The 16,937-nt window shown below is 68.4% G+C and carries 11 protein-coding genes and 1 pseudogene; 8 read left to right on the top strand and 4 right to left on the bottom strand.

What is annotated here, in order from left to right; genetic code table 11:
- The first annotated feature begins 5 nt into the window (after positions 1-5).
- The 3 genes from K5L49_RS07160 (at position 6) to K5L49_RS07150 (ending at position 4,984) form a co-directional block, all read left to right on the top strand.
- The gene (locus tag K5L49_RS07160) at positions 6-1,295 is read left to right on the top strand and encodes a family 1 glycosylhydrolase (protein WP_223691511.1); all 1,290 of its coding nucleotides are present in this window, start codon (positions 6-8) and stop codon (positions 1,293-1,295) included.
- Entirely contained in the window at positions 1,292-2,818 is a 1,527-nt protein-coding gene (gene arfA / locus K5L49_RS07155) for an arabinosylfuranosidase ArfA (RefSeq protein ID WP_223691510.1), read from the top strand. Before K5L49_RS07160 ends, arfA (K5L49_RS07155) begins: the two co-directional genes overlap by 4 nt.
- A 114-nt stretch (positions 2,819-2,932) precedes the next feature.
- Positions 2,933-4,984: an RICIN domain-containing protein gene (locus K5L49_RS07150; protein WP_223691509.1), complete on the top strand. Its 2,052-nt coding sequence runs from the start codon at positions 2,933-2,935 to the stop codon at positions 4,982-4,984.
- Between the two features lie 48 nt (positions 4,985-5,032).
- Here the strand turns inward: K5L49_RS07150 and K5L49_RS07145 are convergent, their stop codons facing one another.
- On the bottom strand, positions 5,033-6,082 hold the full coding sequence (locus K5L49_RS07145) for a LacI family DNA-binding transcriptional regulator (protein WP_223691507.1): 1,050 nt from the start codon (positions 6,080-6,082) through the stop codon (positions 5,033-5,035).
- A 162-nt stretch (positions 6,083-6,244) separates the two neighbouring features.
- Here K5L49_RS07145 and K5L49_RS07140 point away from each other — a divergent pair, with 162 nt between their 5' ends.
- From K5L49_RS07140 to arfA (K5L49_RS07120), 5 genes are all read left to right on the top strand, one after another.
- Positions 6,245-7,162 carry a carbohydrate ABC transporter permease gene (locus K5L49_RS07140; protein WP_223691505.1) on the top strand — a complete coding sequence of 306 codons (918 nt, stop codon included), beginning with the start codon at positions 6,245-6,247 and terminating at the stop codon, positions 7,160-7,162.
- Positions 7,162-8,082 carry a carbohydrate ABC transporter permease gene (locus tag K5L49_RS07135; protein ID WP_223691503.1) on the top strand — a complete coding sequence of 307 codons (921 nt, stop codon included), beginning with the start codon at positions 7,162-7,164 and terminating at the stop codon, positions 8,080-8,082. The genes K5L49_RS07140 and K5L49_RS07135 overlap by 1 nt, the downstream gene beginning before the upstream one ends.
- A gap of 60 nt (positions 8,083-8,142) precedes the next feature.
- The gene (locus K5L49_RS07130) at positions 8,143-9,486 is read left to right on the top strand and encodes an ABC transporter substrate-binding protein (RefSeq protein ID WP_223691502.1); all 1,344 of its coding nucleotides are present in this window, start codon (positions 8,143-8,145) and stop codon (positions 9,484-9,486) included.
- Positions 9,487-9,569: 83 nt separating this feature from the next.
- Complete coding sequence (locus tag K5L49_RS07125; RefSeq protein ID WP_223691500.1) at positions 9,570-11,324, top strand: glycoside hydrolase family 35 protein; 1,755 nt, start codon at positions 9,570-9,572, stop codon at positions 11,322-11,324.
- 26 nt (positions 11,325-11,350) lie between these two features.
- Complete coding sequence (gene arfA / locus K5L49_RS07120) at positions 11,351-12,871, top strand: arabinosylfuranosidase ArfA (protein WP_223691498.1); 1,521 nt, start codon at positions 11,351-11,353, stop codon at positions 12,869-12,871.
- 128 nt (positions 12,872-12,999) lie between these two features.
- Here the strand turns inward: arfA (K5L49_RS07120) and araA are convergent, their stop codons facing one another.
- The 3 genes and pseudogenes from araA to K5L49_RS07105 form a co-directional block, all read right to left on the bottom strand.
- Positions 13,000-14,517, bottom strand: a complete 1,518-nt coding sequence (araA, locus tag K5L49_RS07115; protein ID WP_223691496.1) for an L-arabinose isomerase — start codon at positions 14,515-14,517, stop codon at positions 13,000-13,002.
- Positions 14,517-15,212, bottom strand: coding sequence for an L-ribulose-5-phosphate 4-epimerase (locus K5L49_RS07110; RefSeq protein ID WP_223695260.1), 696 nt, complete (start codon positions 15,210-15,212; stop codon positions 14,517-14,519). Before K5L49_RS07110 ends, araA begins: the two co-directional genes overlap by 1 nt.
- A 66-nt stretch (positions 15,213-15,278) precedes the next feature.
- Positions 15,279-16,889: pseudogene (locus tag K5L49_RS07105) on the bottom strand (xylulokinase); the annotation flags it as partial.
- Positions 16,890-16,937: the final 48 nt, after the last annotated feature.

Here is a 16,937-nt window from a genome sequence, read left to right as displayed (position 1 = left end):
CGACGATGACCGAGACCCCCGCCCGCTGGTTCGAAGATGGCCGTCTGCACTTCGCGCTGGGTATCGAAGACACTTTCGTGCCCCAGGCTCGCGAGGGCGAGCGCCCGATCGACGAGTACGAGCTCACCGACCACTACGAGCAGTTCGACGCCGATTTCCGTCTCGGGGCCTCCGTCGGCGCCGACCTGCTCCGCTGGGGTGTGCCCTGGTACCGGGTGACGCCCGAGCGCGGCCACTGGGACTGGTCGTGGGTGGATCGGGCGGTTGCGAGCATGCACGATGCTGGGCTGAAGCCGATCGTCGACCTCCTGCACTACGGAACGCCCACCTGGCTCGACGGGCAGTTCGCGCATCCCGACTATCCGCAGCATGTCGAGGAGTACGCGGCCCGCTTCGCCGAACGGTTCGGCGAGGTCGCGACCGACTACACACCGGTGAACGAGCCCGTGATCCACGCGCTCTTCTCGGGCGAGTACGGCTACTGGCCGCCCTACCTGACGGGAGCGCAGGGGTTCACGACCATCGCGACGAACCTGGCGAAGGGGTTCGTGCGCTCGCAACGCGCCATCGCCGCACTGCTGCCGCAGGCCTCGTTCGTGCATGTCGACGCTGCGATGAAGTTCGTCGGCGCCGTCGACGCGCCCGAGCACGCCGCCGAGGCAGAGCGGCTGACCCATCAGGTGCACCTCGTCGAAGACCTGGTCACCGGCCGGGTCGGCGACGGGCACCCGCTCGTCGCCTCGCTGCGACGCACCGGGGTGGGGGACGACGACCTGGAGTGGTTCCGCCGGAACGCCGTGCAGCCGGATGTGATGGGCGTCAACTACTACCCGCGCCACTCGACCGAGCTCTTCGAGGCCGGGGTTCACCATTCGGGCGGGTTCGCCGACCCTCGCCCGTCCGTCGACCGCGGCGCCGAGGGGCTGCGCGACGCCCTGCAGACCTACGCCGACCGTTACGGCGCACCGGTCATGCTCACCGAAACCTGTGTGACCGGCTCCGCCGCCGAGCGCATCGACTGGCTCGACGCCTCCGTCGTGCTCATCGAGCGGATGCGCGCCGACGGCGTCCCCATCGTCGGTTACACCTGGTGGCCGCTGTTCGACATGTACGAGTGGACCTGGCGTCACACCGACAACCCGCGTCACGACCACCTCCTCACCATGGGCCTCTACGACCTGGTGGAGAGCGACAACGGCCTGCTCCGGGTCGAGAACCCGGTCGCCGCCCGCTACCGGGAGCACGCCCTGTCTTCCCGCCGACCGTCCGCCGCCAACCAACGGAAAAACGTATGAACACCGCACATCTCACCGTCAACCCGGCCGCCACGATCGGCGCGATCAACCCGCGCCTGTTCGGGTCGTTCATCGAACACCTGGGCCGGGCCGTCTACGACGGCATTTACGAACCCGGGCATCCGCTCGCGAACGCCGACGGGTTCCGCACCGACGTGATCGAGCTCGTGAAGGAGCTCGGCGTCACGGCCATTCGCTACCCTGGCGGCAACTTCGTCTCCGGGTTCAAGTGGGAAGACAGCGTCGGCCCGCGCTCGGAGCGCCCCCGCCGCCTCGATCTGGCCTGGCATTCGACCGAGACGAACGAGATCGGTCTGCACGAGTTCCAGAACTGGCTCGACGCGGTGGACAGCGAATTGATGCTCGCGGTCAACCTCGGCACGCGCGGGACTCCCGAGGCCCTGGACCTCCTCGAGTACGCCAACCTGGCCGGCGGGACGACCCTCTCGGACCGTCGCGCCGCGAATGGGCGCAGTGAGCCGTTCGACGTGCGCATCTGGTGTCTCGGCAACGAGATGGACGGGCCGTGGCAGCTCGGTCACCGGTCGGCCGACGACTACGGCAAACTGGCTGCGCAGACCGCGCGGGCGATGAAAGCCTTCGACCCCGACCTCGAGCTGGTGGTCTGCGGATCGTCCAGTTCGTCGATGCCGACGTTCGCCGAGTGGGAGCGCGTCGTGCTCACCCACGCGTACGACGCGGTGGACTACATCTCCTGCCACGCGTACTACGAAGACAAGGGCGATCTGGGAGCCTTCCTCGCCTCCGGGATCGACATGGACCGTTTCATCCGCAGCGTCGTCGCCACCGCCGACCATGTGAAGGCCGTGCGGGGCAGCGACAAGACCATCGAGATCTCGTTCGACGAGTGGAACATCTGGTACAACACGCGGTTCGAGAACGTCGACAAGATCGAGGGCGTCGACAACTGGCCGGTGGCGCCGCGGCTGCTCGAAGACCAGTACTCCGTCGCGGATGCGGTGGTGTTCGGCAGCCTGCTCATCACGCTGCTGAAGCACGCCGACCGGGTGACCAGCGCCTCCCTCGCTCAGCTGGTCAATGTGATCGCGCCGATCATGACCGAGCCGGGCGGTGCGGCCTGGCGCCAGACGACATTCTTCCCGTTCGCGGAGACGGCCCGGCACGCGACCGGGGTCGCCCTCGACGTGGCCGTGACCAGCGGCACGTACCCGACCGACGCGTTCGGCGACGTCCCGCTGGTCGACGCCGTGGCCAGCCACGATGAGCTGACGGGCGCGATCGCCCTGTTCGCCGTCAACCGGTCGATCGGAGAGACGGCGGAGCTGACCGTCGACATCGGTGGTGTCGTCGCTTCGGGCCGGGAGTACACGGTGACGGCTCGCACCCTGAGCGACCCCGACATCCACGCGGCGAACACCCTGTCCGATCCGGAGCGGGTCGGCCTGCAGGAGAACACGACGGTGACCCGAGAGGGTGGCACGCTGCGCATCCAGCTGCCGGCGGTCTCGTGGTCGGAGGTGCTGCTCACCCCCACAGCGTGACGGCGCGGAACCCCGCGGCGTCCATCGAAAGATCGGAGGACATCCATGTTCGGATCAACGAGGACCGCGGGGGACCGGCGTTCCTTGCGTCGGCGAAGAGTCGCCGCCACCATCGTGACGGCTGTGGCCGTCGCGTTCGTCTCGCAGGCGATCGTCGCCTCCGGCGCTGAGGCCGTGACGACAGGGAACGGTTCGCTCGTGTACTCGCCGGCGGCGGGAACGTCCTTCAACCCGGAAGGCGGCCGCGCGGCGGGGACGACGTACGCGAAGAACATCGTGCTGAAAGCCAGCGGCTCCGCCAACGGCACCCAGCTCGTCACTTACGACCAATTGGTGCTGGTGGGCGGCAAACAGGTGTACCCGATCTACCGCAGCACCGACGACGGAACCAGCTGGACGCATCTGACCGACATCGTTCCGAGCACCGACTTCCCGACGCTGACACGAACGGCGCAGCCGTTCCTCTACGAGCTGCCGCAGCAGGTGGGGAATCTCCCCGCGGGCACGATCCTCCTCTCCGGCATGATCATGCCCGCCGACCGCTCGAGCAGCCGGCTCGTGGTGTACAAGAGCGCCGATCACGGCGCCACCTGGTCGTATCTCAGCACGATCGACACCGGCGGGCCCGCCACCTACGACCCGACGCCCACCTCGACGACGACCACCGTGTGGGAGCCCTCGCTCGCCGTCGACGGGAACGGGGGACTGGCTGCCTACTTCTCCGACGAGCGGCAGAAGGCCGCCGGCGTGCTGCAGGCCGTGTCGTACCGCCGCTCGACCGATGGCGGTCTGACCTGGGGCGCTGAGGTCAACGTCTCGGCGCCCACGAACAGCAGCGACCGGCCAGGGATGATCACGGTCACGAAACTGCCCGACGGCCGCTACCTCGCCACCTTCGAGGTGGTCAACCGGCCGAGCCAGACCACGAACACGGCCCCCGTCTACTTCAAGATCTCGCCCGACGGCCTCGACTGGTCGCCGGCGAGCAGCATCGGCACGCCCATCACCCTCGCGAACGGGCGGGGGATCGGTTCGTCGCCGTTCGTGAAGTGGGTTCCGACCGGCGGTCCGAAAGGCATGGTCGTCGTCGCATCCAAGTGGGGTCTCGACGCCGCCGGGAACATCAGCGGAGGACAGGACTACTACGTCAACTACAACCTCGGCGCCGGTCCGTGGGAGCGCCTGCCGATGGCGGTGACCTACGACTCCACGGACAGCGAGGGTGGAACCTTCTCCGGCTTCGCGCAGAGCTTCGACACCAGCGTCGACGGCCGCACGCTCTACCAGGCGACGAACGTCGAGAACCTCACCACCACCTACAATGACGTCAGGGTCGGCTCGATCCCGCTCGACGCTCAGCAGTACGAGGCCGAGAAGGCTGCGCGCACCTCGGACACGTCGCTGGTGACGGACGTCAATGCGGCCAACGGCAGCAAGGTCGGCAACATCAACAACGCCACCAGCTCCGTCACCTTCACGGTTCGCGTTCCCAGCGCTGGTTCGTACACGCTCAACGTGCGCTACGACAACGGAACGGGCGGGACGAGCACGCACAACGTGTCCGTCAACGGCGGCACGGCTTCGACGATCGGCTATCCGGCCACGGTGAACTGGGGCCGCTTCGGGTGGGCGCAGAAGACCGTGACCCTCGCGGCCGGGGCCAACACGATCGCGTTCACGAAGGGCACGTCCTACGCGGAACTCGATCAGCTGCAGGTGTTTCAGGCGGCCACCCCGCTCGATCCGCAGTTCCGGATCGTGAACCGCGCGAGCGGGAAATACCTGGAGATCGCCTCTGCCGCCCTCACCGACGGTGCCCTGGCCGGTCAGTGGGGAGACACCGGCAATGCGACGCAGATCTGGAACGTGCATCCGATCACCGGGGGTGTGCAATTGCTGAACGACAACAGCGGGAAGCTGCTCGAGATCCCCGGGGCGCAGACGGCGGACGGCGTTCAGGCCGGTCAGTGGGGCCCGACGGGCAACGCCACCCAGAACTGGGTGGCCACGACCAGCGGCGGATACTGGACGCTCACGAACGCGAACAGCGGCAAGGTTCTCGAGATCGTCGGATCGTCGACCGCCGACGGCGCCGCCGCTCAGCAGCGCACCGCGGCCGGGGGCGCGAACCAGCAGTGGCAGCTGAAGAAGGAGGGCATCCAGTAGCCTCTGCCGACTGTCGGGAGGGCCGTCGCCGCGAAGTGGCGGCCCTTCTCAGCGGGGTGCGGGTCCGGTGCTGCTGCGGGTCACGAGGCGTGTCGGCACGACTGTCATCGTCGGCTCGCCCGAGCCCGACTCGATCTCGCGGATGAGCGTCTCGAGACTGAGACGGCCGACGACGTCGAAGTCCTGGTGCACCGTGGTCAGCGGCGGCCAGAACGAGTCGGACTCGGCCATGTCGTCGAAGCCGACGACGCTGACGTCGCGGGGGATCTCCCGGCCGGCCTCGTGCAGCGCCCGCAGAACGCCGAGCGCCATCTGGTCGTTGCTCGCGAACACGGCCGTGATGTCGTCTCGGGCGGCGATCTCGCGCCCGAGCTCGTACCCGGATGCGGTGGACCAGTCGCCCCGCAGCACCGGCGGCACGACGCGGCCGGCCTCGTCGAGGGTGTTCCGCCACGACTCCTCGCGTCGGTTCGCCGAGAACGAGGCCACGGGCCCTGCGAGATGCCAGACCGTCTCGTGCCCGAGTTCGAGCAGGTGGCGGGTGGCGAGGCGAGCGCCCTGCCCCTGGTCGGTGTCGAACAGCGGATAGTCGCTGCGAGGCGTGGAGTCGATGACGACCACCGGGAGCCCGGGCGGCAGTTCCACATCCGCCTCCTCCACGATGTGCGCCTCGATGAGGATGACGATCCCGTCGACGGCCTGGTCGAGGAGCCGGGTGAATGCTTCATTCACGTCCTGCTGGGTGTTGTGCTCCACCGGCACCAGGGTGATCGAGTATCCGGCGCCGGCCGCCGCCGCCGCGATGGCGTCGAGTGTGCGCATATTGCCGTAGGAGGAGAGGGTGAACATCATCACGCCGATGCTGCGGAACCGGCCCAGGCGCAGGGCCCGAGCCGCCTTGTTCGGGCGGTAGCCGAGCGCCTGCATCGACGCGAGGACGCGATCGCGGGTCGCCGCCTCCACGTTCGTGAGGCCGTTGGCGACCCGGGAGACGGTCTGGGTGGAGACACCGGCGTGCTGTGCGACATCGCCCAGCGACGGACCCCGCCTTCGGCGCGCGACGCGGACCGGCGTCTGCTCGGTCGTCCGCTCGGTCATCCGTTGGTTCTCTCTCCGTCGAGTCGGCTCGACTTCTTGGGGTGCGTCTGCTCTCCACTGTGGCAGATCGTCAGCCCGACTTGCGTCATGTTGACGTCAACATGCTATGGTACCCGAAACGATGTTGACGTGAACATCTGTCGGTTCGACAAGGAAGAAGCAATGACAACGACGTCTGTTCGACAAGCGGCGCTCCCGGGTGCCCGGCGCCGGCGAACGCGGCGCGACTGGCGGGGATGGGCGTTCGTCGCCCCGTTCATGATCGTCTTCGTGGCCATGATCATCGTTCCGGTCGGCTACGCCCTCTACCTCAGCTTCTTCCGCGAGCAGCTCATCGGCGGCACGGTGTTCGCCGGGCTGCAGAACTACGTGCAGGTGCTCACCGACCCGAAGTTCTGGAACGGCTTCCTCCGAGTGACGGTGTTCCTCGTGGTGCAGGTTCCGATCATGCTCGTCCTCTCACTGGTCGCGGCGCTCGCCCTCGACAGCGCACGGCTGCACGGTGCGGCGTTCTTCCGCATCGCGATCTTCCTGCCGTACGCGGTTCCCGGAGTGGTGGCCGCCCTGATCTGGGGGTTCATCTACGGCGACCAATTCGGCCTCACCGCGAGCGTCAACAGCCTGTTGGGCACCCACCTCGCGCCGTTCAGCCCGGACTGGATCCTCAGCTCGATCGGCAACATCGTCACCTGGGAGTTCATGGGCTACAACATGCTCATCTTCTACGCCGCGCTCCGCACGATCCCCGGTGAGCTCTACGAGGCGGCCGAGATCGACGGCGCCGGCGCTTTCCGCACGGTGTTCAGCATCAAGATCCCGGCCCTGCGCGGCGCCATCGTGATCGCCACGATCTTCTCGATCATCGGCAGCTTCCAGCTCTTTAACGAACCCAATCTGCTCAAGCCGCTCGCACCCAACGCGATCAGCAGCTTCTTCACCCCCAACATGTACGCCTACAACCTCTCGTTCGCCGGCCAGCAGTTCAACTACGCGGCCACCGTGGCGATCGTGATGGGTGTGATCACCGCGGTCATCGCCTACATCGTGCAGCTGCGCGGCACCAGACAGGAGAACCGCTGATGGCGACCATCGCCCCCACGGCCGAAAAGCGCCGATCGACGAGCCGTCCGGCCATCCGCCGCGCCGGGCACGACCCCCGCAAGCGCAAGTCGGTCGTGCTCACCATCGTGATGATCATCTTCGTGGTGTACTCGCTGATCCCGCTCGCCTGGCTGATCATCAACGCCACCAAAGACCAGCCGAGCCTGTTCTCGTCGTTCGGGCTCTGGTTCGGCGACGGGTTCTCGCTCTTCAAGAACATCGGCGACACGCTCACCTACCGCAACGGCATCTTCGTCCAGTGGTTCGGCAACACGCTGCTCTATGTGGTGGTCGGCGCGGGCGGGGCCACCCTGCTCGCCACCATCGCGGGCTACGGGCTGGCGAAATACAAGTTCCCGGGCAAGCGCGCGGTCTTCGCGGTCATCCTCGGCGCCGTCGCCGTTCCGGGAACGGCCCTCGCCGTTCCCACCTTTCTGCTCTTCAGCCAGGTGGGGCTCACCAACACGCCCTGGGCGGTGATCCTGCCCTCGCTCATCAGCCCGTTCGGCCTGTACCTGATCTGGACGTATACGGTCGACGCCGTTCCGACCGAACTGCTCGAAGCGGCGCGGATGGACGGCGCCAGCGAGTTCCGCACGTTCTTCACGATCTCGCTGCGGCTCCTCACCCCCGGCATCGTCACTGTGCTGCTCTTCGCGATCGTCGCCACCTGGAACAACTACTTCCTCCCGCTGATCATGCTGAGCGACCCGCAGTGGTACCCGCTCACCGTCGGCCTCGGCCAGTGGAGCGCGCAGGCCATCGGCGTCGGCGCCCAGCCGATCTACAACCTCGTGATCACCGGCTCCCTCCTGACGATCGTTCCGATCGTCATCGCCTTCCTCTTCCTGCAGCGCTACTGGCAGTCCGGCCTGAGCGCCGGAAGCGTCAAGCAGTGACCGAAGCTTTCCACCCGGGCGTCCTGCCCATCCTCATCCCGAAGAAGTGAAAGGAACACCATGAACAGCACATCCAGGGGCGCGTTGCGGCGGATCGCCACGACGATCGCCGCGACCGCGGTGCTCGGCGCCTCGCTCGTCGCCTGCTCCAGCGGCGGCGGCAGCGCATCAGGCAGCGCCTCCGATATCGACGAGGCGCTCAAAAAGGGCGGAACGATCACCTACTGGTCGTGGACCCCGTCGGCCGAGGCCCAGGTCGCCGCCTTCGAAAAGGAGTACCCGAAGGTGAAGGTGAACCTGGTGAACGCCGGCACCAACACCACCGAGTACACCAAACTGCAGAACTCGATCAAGGCCGGCTCGGGCGCACCGGACGTCGCCCAGGTCGAGTACTACGCCATCCCGCAGTTCGCGCTCGGCAAGGCCCTCGTCGATCTGAAGGCGTACGGCTTCGACTCCCTCAAATCCGACTACAGCGCCGGACCGTGGGGCTCGGTCAACGTCGATGGCGGGCTCTACGGTCTGCCCCAGGACTCCGGCCCCATGGCCCTGTTCTACAACAAGAAGGTGTTCGACCAGTACGGGCTCACCGTGCCGACCACCTGGGACGAGTACATCGCCGACGCGAAGAAGCTGCACGCGGCCGACCCCACCAAGTACATCACCAGCGACACCGGTGACCCCGGCTTCGCCACCAGCATGATCTGGCAGGCCGGCGGACGCCCGTTCTCGGCCAGCGGTTCGAAGGTCTCGATCGACCTGCAGGACCAGGGCACCAAGAAGTGGACCGCCAGCTGGAACCAGCTGGTCGAGGGCAAGCTGCTCTCGAGCATCCCCGGCTGGAGCGACGACTGGTTCAAGGCGCTCGGCAACGGCACGATCGCCAGCCTGGTGACGGGCGCCTGGATGCCCGGCGTTCTGGAGTCCTCGGTGAAAGACGCCTCCGGCGACTGGCGCGTCGCGCCGATGCCGACCTACGACGGCACCGCAGCCAACGCCGAGAACGGTGGTGGCGCCCAGGTCGTGCTGAAGCAGAGCAAGAACCCGGCACTGGCGGCCGGCTTCGTGAAGTGGCTGAACAACAGCAAGGCGAGCGTCAAGGTCTTCCTCGAGTCCGGCGGATTCCCCTCCACGACGGCCGACCTCAACTCGAGCGACTTCCTGGCCTCCGCCCCCGAGTACTTCGGTGGGCAGAAGATCAACGAGGTGCTCGTCGACGGTGCCAAGAACGTCTCGAGCGGCTGGCAGTACCTGCCGTTCCAGGTGTACGCGAACAGCATCTTCGCCGACTCGGTCGGGCAGTCGTACGCCGCCGGCAGCGACCTGAACACCGGCCTCCAAGCCTGGCAGAAGTCGCTGGTCGATTACGGGAACCAGCAAGGGTTCACCGTCACCGGCAAGTAGCACCCGCGTGAGCGTGGCCGGCCGGCACGAACCGGCCGGCCACGCTCCACCGCGCCCGCACCACACCTTGAGGAGTTCCCCGCATGAGCACGTTCGAGATCGTCGGAGACGACTTCGCTCTCGATGGCCGCCCGTTCCGCATCCTGTCGGGGGCGATCCACTACTTCCGGGTGCATCCCGACGACTGGGCCGACCGCATCCGCAAGGCGCGGCTGATGGGGCTCAATACCATCGAGACCTACGTCCCGTGGAACGCCCACGAGCCGCGCGCGGGGGAGTGGGAGCAGTCGGGCGGCCTCGACCTCGGCCGGTTCCTGCAGACGATCGCCGACGAGGGCATGTACGCCATCGTGCGCCCGGGGCCCTACATCTGCGCCGAATGGGACAATGGCGGCCTTCCTGCCTGGCTCTTCACCGACCCGGAGGTCGGCATCCGCCGCAGCGAGCCGAAGTTCGTCGCCGCTGTGAGCCGCTATCTCGAGCGTGTGCTCGCTGTCGTCGCCCCGCGGCAGATCACCGAGGGCGGTCCGGTGATCCTCGTGCAGATCGAGAACGAGTACGGCGCCTACGGCGACGACAAGGGGTATCTGCGCATCCTCACCGACCTCACCCGGGCGTCCGGCATCGTCGTGCCGCTCACCACGGTCGATCAGCCGGAACCGGCGATGCTCGAGAACGGCTCCCTGCCCGAGCTGCACAAAACCGCCTCGTTCGGGTCGCGATCGCGCGAACGCCTCGCCACCCTGCGCGAGCACCAGCCGACCGGTCCGCTGATGTGCTCGGAGTTCTGGGACGGCTGGTTCGACCACTGGGGCGCCCACCACCACACCACCCCCTTCGATCAGACCGCCGCCGATCTGGACGCGCTGCTCGCGGCCGGCGCCTCGGTCAACCTCTACATGTTCCACGGCGGCACCAACTTCGGCTTCACCAACGGAGCCAACGACAAGGGCGTCTACCAGCCGCTCGTCACCAGCTACGACTACGACGCCCCGCTCGACGAGGCCGGCAACCCCACGGCGAAGTTCTGGGCGTTCCGCGAAGTGCTCGGCCGGTACACCGACCTTCCGGATGAGGTGCCCGTCGTATCGGGGCCTGCACCGGTCTTCGAGGCGGCGCTCACCGCATCCGTGCCGCTGCTGTCGGTGGCCGATCGTCTGGGCGAGTGGGTGTGGACCGACGAACTTCCCACGATGGACTCGCTCGGGCACTACACCGGGTTCGCGCTGTACCAGACCGAGATCGACGTGCCGGAGCCGGCCGTGCTCGAGCTGGCCGAGGTGCGCGATCGCGCCCACGTCTTCGTGAACCGGGCACGCATCGGAACCCTCGATCGCGACCACCACGACCGCGCGATCACGCTCGCACCCAGCCGCGGAACCCTCACCCTGCTCGTCGAAGACCAGGGTCGGGTCGACTACGGCCCGCGCATCGGCGAGCCGAAGGGTCTGATCGGCCCGGCGCGGCTCGACGCCGCCGAGCTGAACCGCTGGGGCGTGCTGCCGATCGACCTGACCTCGCTCGACCCGGTGCGCGAGACACTGACCGCGCTCACCGCGTCCGCGCTGGCCGGTCCCGCGTTCGCCCGGGGGACCTTCCATCTCGACGAGCCGGCCGACCTCTTCCTCGACACCGCGCACTGGGGCAAAGGCGTCGTGTGGGTGAACGGGTTCGCTCTCGGCCGATACTGGACCAGGGGCCCGCAACGCACGATGTACGTGCCGGGCGCTGTGCTCACGCCGGGCGAGAACGAGGTGATCGTGCTCGAACTCGATGCGGGCGCCTCCACCGCGATCCGCTTCGTGGCCGCTCTCGATCTCGGGCACACCGACTTCTGACCGCACCACCGAAGGAAAGGCCTCGAATGACCTCCCCGTTCCCCGCCCGTCTCCTCGTCGATCCGGCCCGCGTCGTCTCCGACGTTCCCCGGCGCCTGTTCGGCTCGTTCGTCGAGCACATGGGCCGGTGCGTCTACACCGGCATCGTCGAGCCGGGGCATGAGAGCGCGGATGCGGACGGCATCCGCGGCGACGTGCTCGACCTCACCCGTGAGCTCGGGCCGACGGTGGTGCGTTACCCGGGAGGCAACTTCGTCTCCGGCTACGACTGGGAAGACACCGTCGGCCCGGTCGAAGACCGGCCCCGCCGCCTCGAAGCGGCCTGGCACGAGATCGAGCCCAACACCTTCGGGCTGCACGAGTTCGTCGACTGGTCGCGCAGGGCCGGGGTCGAGGTCATGCAGGCGGTCAACCTCGGCACCCGGGGCATCGACGCGGCGCGCCGCCTGGTGGAGTACGCGAACCATCCGGGCGGCACCCAGCTCTCCGACCTGCGTCGCGCGAACGGGGCGGAGGAACCGTTCGACATCCGTCTCTGGTGCCTGGGGAATGAGATGGACGGGCCGTGGCAGATCGGTCACAAGACCGCGGAGGAGTACGGCCGGCTCGCCGCCGAGACGGCCAAAGCCATGCGCATGGTCGACCCGCGGCTGGAACTCGTCGTGGCCGGCAGCTCCGGCATGGACATGCCAACCTTCGGCGAGTGGGAGCGCACGGTGCTCCGGCACACCTACCAGCACGTCGACTACCTCTCGCTGCACGCGTACTACCAGGAGCACGACGGCCGCCCCCAGGAGTTCCTCACCTCCGCCACTCGCCTCGATGCGTTCATCGAGGAGGTCGTGCGCATCGTCGACGAGGTGCGCGAGGAGGGCGGCCATGCCAAGCGCATCGACCTGGCCCTCGACGAGTGGAACGTCTGGTACCAGACGCGGTGGAACGATCCCGCGTACCAGGCTGCGCTCGCGGAGTCCGAGTGGGCCGAGCATCCACGCCTGATCGAAGACGAATACTCGGTCACGGATGCTGTCGTGGTCGGCACTCTGCTGCACTCGCTGCTGCGGCACGCCGACCGGGTCAAGATCGCCAACCAGGCCCAGCTGGTGAACGTGATCGCGCCGATCCGAAGCGAGGAGGGGGGCCGGGCCTGGCGTCAGACCACGTTCTACCCGTTCGCGCGGATCGCCGCCCTCGCAGTCGGGCAGGTCGTCGACGTGCGCGTCGACGCGGGCGCCGACGGTGGTGCGCCGCTCGTGGATGCCGCAGCGACGGTCGATCCGGAGACGGGCGCGCTCGCGTTGTTCGTCGCGAATCAGTCGGTGGATGCGCAGGCGCAGGTGACGGTCGACGTTCCGGACGGCGCGACGCTCGTGTCGGCTGAGATCCTCTCTGCGCCGGCGGACGGCGATCGGTTCTCGGCGAACACGGAGGAGAAGCCGGACCACGTCGCGCTGCGGCCTCTCGATGCGGCCATGGTCGACGGAGCCGTCTCCGTGTCGCTTCCACCCGTCTCCTGGGCCGTCGTCACCCTCGCGCTACCGCGCTGAGCACGTTCGACCGCGCTGAGCAGGTTCGACCGCGCTGAGCACGTTCGACCGCGCCGTGCACGTTCGACCGCGCCGCGGGGTGCAGACCCGGCTGCCCGCGCCGATGACGTGGCCGGCAGCCGGGTAGTTCAGAGGCCGCGGGCCAGACGGTGGTAGGCGGCGTTCCAGTGCAGCTCTTTGGCGAACTCACGGAGCGTCGTGGTGTCGTCGATGATGAGCAGCTCGGTCTCGGCCATGCGGGCGAAATCCTCGAACGCCTCGACGCCCACAGCGGTCGACATCACCGTGTGGTGGGCGCCGCCGGCCTCCAGCCACGCGGTCGCCGAAGTGGTGAAGTCGGGGGTCGGCTTCCAGACCGCGCGGCCGACCGGAAGCTTCGGCAGCGCGGCGGTGGGCGGCACCACTTCGACCACGTTCGCCACGAGACGGAAGCGGTCACGCATATCCGACAGAGCCACGACGACGGCCGGGCCCGGGTCGGCCGTGAAGACGAGCCGCACGGGATCGTCTTTGCCACCGATGCCGAGCGGATGCACCTCCAGCGTCGCTCTCGCCGTGGTCAGGCTCGGGCTGACCTCCAGCATGTGGGCGCCGAGGATGACCTCCTCGCCGGGCGTGAGGTCGTACGTGTAGTCCTCCATGAGAGAGGCGCCGCCCGGAAGGCCGGCCCCCATCACGTTCGCGGCGCGCACCAGCACGGCGGTCTTCCAATCGCCTTCGGCGCCGAACCCGTAACCCTCGGCCATCAGCCTCTGCACGGCGAGCCCGGGGAGTTGTTTGAGGGCGCCCAGGTCTTCGAAGCTGGTGGTGAAGGCGCCGAAGCCGCCGGACTCCAGGAACGAACGCAGACCGAGTTCGATGGCGGCGCCGTCGCGCAGCGAGCGGTGGCGCTCGCCGCCCCTGCGCAGCTCGGGCACGACGTCGTACAGGTCTTCGAATTCGGCCACGAGGGCGTCGATATCGGAGTCGGATGCGGCGGCCACAGCATCCGCGAGCTCGTTGACGCTCCAGGTGTTCACCTGCACGCCGAACCGGGCCTCGGCCTCGGTCTTGTCGCCCTCGGTCACCGCGACGAAGCGCATGTTGTCGCCGAACCGGGCGAGTTTGAGGGTGCGCACGGCGGCCCAGCCGGCCGCGGCGCGCATCCAGGTGCCGATGCGGGCGGTGACGCGGGGGTCGCTCACATGGCCGACGACGGTGGTGCGGGGCACACCGAGACGGGACTGGATGTAGCCGAACTCCCGGTCGCCGTGCGCGGCCTGGTTGAGGTTCATGAAGTCGAAGTCGATCTCGGCCCAGGGGAGTTCGACGTTCGCCTGGGTGTGGAAGTGCAGCAGCGGCTTCTGCAGAGCCTGGAGCCCGCCGATCCACATCTTCGCGGGGCTGAAGGTGTGCATCCACGCGACGAGCCCGATGACCGAGTCGTCGGCGTTCGCCTCGAGCGCGGTGCGACGGATGGCGTCGGCATCGGTCAGCACGGGCTTCCACACGACGCGCACCGGGGCGTCGGGGGAGGCGCCGAGCTGCTCGGCGATCGCGCGGGACTGGTCGGCGACCTGCGCGAGCGTCTCGGGACCGTAGAGGTGCTGGCTGCCGGTGAGGAACCAGACCTCGAAGTGGTCGAGAGTGGTGCTGAGTGCTGGCATCAGTGGCCTGCTCCTTCCGGGCTCTGCCCGTAGACGTTCTGGTAGCGATCGAAGAGGCTGTCGATCGCCGTCGGCGGAATGGCGACGAGCGGGCCGCCCTGGCGGGCGATGTGAACTGTGCGCGCCACATCTTCGGCCATGACGGCGGCCTTGACCGCGTCGCGGGCGTCGCGGCCGATGGTGAACACTCCGTGGTTCTGCATCAGCACGGCGCGGGAGCGGTGCCCGGAGAGCGTGGCGACGATGCCGCGGCCGATCGAGTCGTCCCCGATGATCGCGAACGGCCCGACCGGGATCTCGCCGCCGAATTCGTCGGCCATCGCCGTGATGACGCAGGGGATGGGCTCGGCGCGGGCCGCCCAGGCCGTCGCGTAGGTGGAGTGGGTGTGCACCACGCCGCCCACCTCGGGCATGGCGCGGTACACGTACGCGTGGGCTGCCGTGTCGCTCGACGGCGACCGTTCGCTGCCGGGCGAGCCCGGCACGACCGCCCCGTCGAGTGTGCAGAGGATCATGTTTTCGGGGGCGAGGTCGTCGTAGTCGACGCCGCTCGGCTTGATCACGAACAGATCCTCGCCGGGCACGCGACCGGACACGTTTCCCCCGGTCCACACCACGAGTGCGTTGCGGGTCAGTTCGGCGTGCAGCGCGGCGACGTGCTCGCGGGTGGCGCGGACCGCCGGAGACTCGGCCACGGCCGGGAGTGCGGCGACGGGCGCCGGGGCAGAGGATGCAAGCCCGGTCGCCCGGTCGTCGAGCGGCAGCGCCTCAACAGCGGCGTGCTCGACTGCCAGTCCTGCCCGGTAGCGTTCGAGGTAGGCGGCGAACCCGCGCACATCGTCTGGATGCGGTTCCACCGTCTCGACCGTGAACCCCCCGAACACCCGGGTGCGCAGAAAGCCGCTGAGGTCGACACCGTCCTCAGCGGAGCGAAGGTAGGCCGCGAGAACGGCGATGCCCCAGGCACCGCCCTCCGACGCGTTCGCGGCGACCGAGACCGGTGCGTCGAGGGCACCCGCGAGGAACCGCTGTGCGACACCCGCGGTGCGGAACATGCCGCCGTGGGCGAACATCCGGTCGAGGGTCACGCCCTCCTCGGCGAGCACGCGCATCCCGAGCGCCAGGGTGCCGAAGGCGCCGTAGAGGTGTGCGCGGAACAGATTGGCGAGCGTGAGACGGCTCCCGGGCGAGCGGACGAGAAGGGGACGGCCCTCCGTCAGCCCGGCGATCGGCTCGCCGGCGACGGTGTTGTATGCCAGAACTCCGCCGGCGTCGCCCTCGCCGTCGAGCGCCTCGCGGAACAGGGTGTCGTAGACCGCGTCGTGGTCGATCGGCGCGCCGCTCGCGGCGGAGAACCGGGCGAAGACGCCCGCCCACGCCGCGAGCTCGCTCGCGCCGTTGTTGCAGTGGACCATCGCCACCGGGTCGCCGCTCGGCGTCGTCACGATGTCGAGTTCGTGGTGCCGGCCAGCGAGTGGACGCTCGAGGACGACCATTGCGAAGATGCTGGTCCCGGCGCTGACGTTGCCGGTGCGCGGCGTGACGGAGTCGGTCGCGACCATCCCGGTTCCGGCGTCGCCTTCCGGAGGACAGAACGGGATGCCCGCTCGCAGCGTCCCGGTCGGATCGATGCGCGCGGCGCCCTCGGTGGTGAGCACACCGGCCGGGCGTCCGGCCCTCAGCACTTTCGGCAGCGCAGCGGTCAGCGACAGCCCCGCCACGCTCTCGGCCGCCAGCTGCTCGTAGCGTGAGGTCAGATCCGCCGCGTAGTCGCCCGCCGCGGCGTCGATCGGGAACATCCCGGACGCGTCGCCGATGCCCAGCACCTTGCTGCCGGTCAGCTGCCAATGCACGTACCCGGCGAGCGTGGTGAGGAAGTCCAGACGGTCGATGTGCGGTTCGCCGTCGAGCACCGCTTGGTGCAGGTGGGCGATCGACCAGCGCAGGGGGATGTTGACGCCGAAGAGCTGAGAGAGCTGCCCGGCGGCCGGACCGGTCGTCGTGTTGCGCCACGTGCGGAACGGAACGAGCAGCTCGCCGTCGGCGTCGAACGGCAGGTAGCCGTGCATCATGGCCGAGACGCCGATGGCGCCGAACGTCTGCGGTCGCACGCCGAGGCGACGCTCGACGTCGTCGGCCAGGTCGCCGTATGCGCTTCGGAGACCGGTCCAGACGGCATCGAGCGAATACGTCCACATGCCGTCGATGAACTCGTTCTCCCATTCGTGGCCGCCGACGGCGATCACCGACGAGGGGTCGTCCAGGTCGACGAGGCACGCCTTGATGCGCGTCGACCCGAATTCGATGCCGAGGGAGGTGCGCCCGGCACCGATGGCCTCGCGGTGTCGCGTCGCGTTCTCGTCTGCCGCCATCGTTGCGCTCCTCATCGAGTTGTGACCGGTCACATTTCGTGACCTCAG

It is taken from the genome of Leifsonia poae, from assembly GCF_020009625.1.
Lineage (GTDB): Bacteria > Actinomycetota > Actinomycetes > Actinomycetales > Microbacteriaceae > Leifsonia > Leifsonia poae_A.
This window is presented reverse-complemented; position numbering and strand designations above follow the sequence as displayed.

Bases quoted from the DNA above. Each gene is read 5' to 3' on its own strand.
- K5L49_RS07125 (WP_223691500.1), top strand. From the start codon at position 9,570: ATGAGCACGTTCGAGATCGTCGGAGACGACTTCGCTCTCGATGGCCGC.
- K5L49_RS07130 (WP_223691502.1), top strand. From the start codon at position 8,143: ATGAACAGCACATCCAGGGGCGCGTTGCGGCGGATCGCCACGACGATC.
- arfA (WP_223691498.1), top strand. From the start codon at position 11,351: ATGACCTCCCCGTTCCCCGCCCGTCTCCTCGTCGATCCGGCCCGCGTC.
- araA (WP_223691496.1), bottom strand. From the start codon at position 14,517: ATGCCAGCACTCAGCACCACTCTCGACCACTTCGAGGTCTGGTTCCTC.
- arfA (WP_223691510.1), top strand. From the start codon at position 1,292: ATGAACACCGCACATCTCACCGTCAACCCGGCCGCCACGATCGGCGCG.
- K5L49_RS07160 (WP_223691511.1), top strand. From the start codon at position 6: ATGACCGAGACCCCCGCCCGCTGGTTCGAAGATGGCCGTCTGCACTTC.
- K5L49_RS07135 (WP_223691503.1), top strand. From the start codon at position 7,162: ATGGCGACCATCGCCCCCACGGCCGAAAAGCGCCGATCGACGAGCCGT.
- K5L49_RS07140 (WP_223691505.1), top strand. From the start codon at position 6,245: ATGACAACGACGTCTGTTCGACAAGCGGCGCTCCCGGGTGCCCGGCGC.
- K5L49_RS07145 (WP_223691507.1), bottom strand. From the start codon at position 6,082: ATGACCGAGCGGACGACCGAGCAGACGCCGGTCCGCGTCGCGCGCCGA.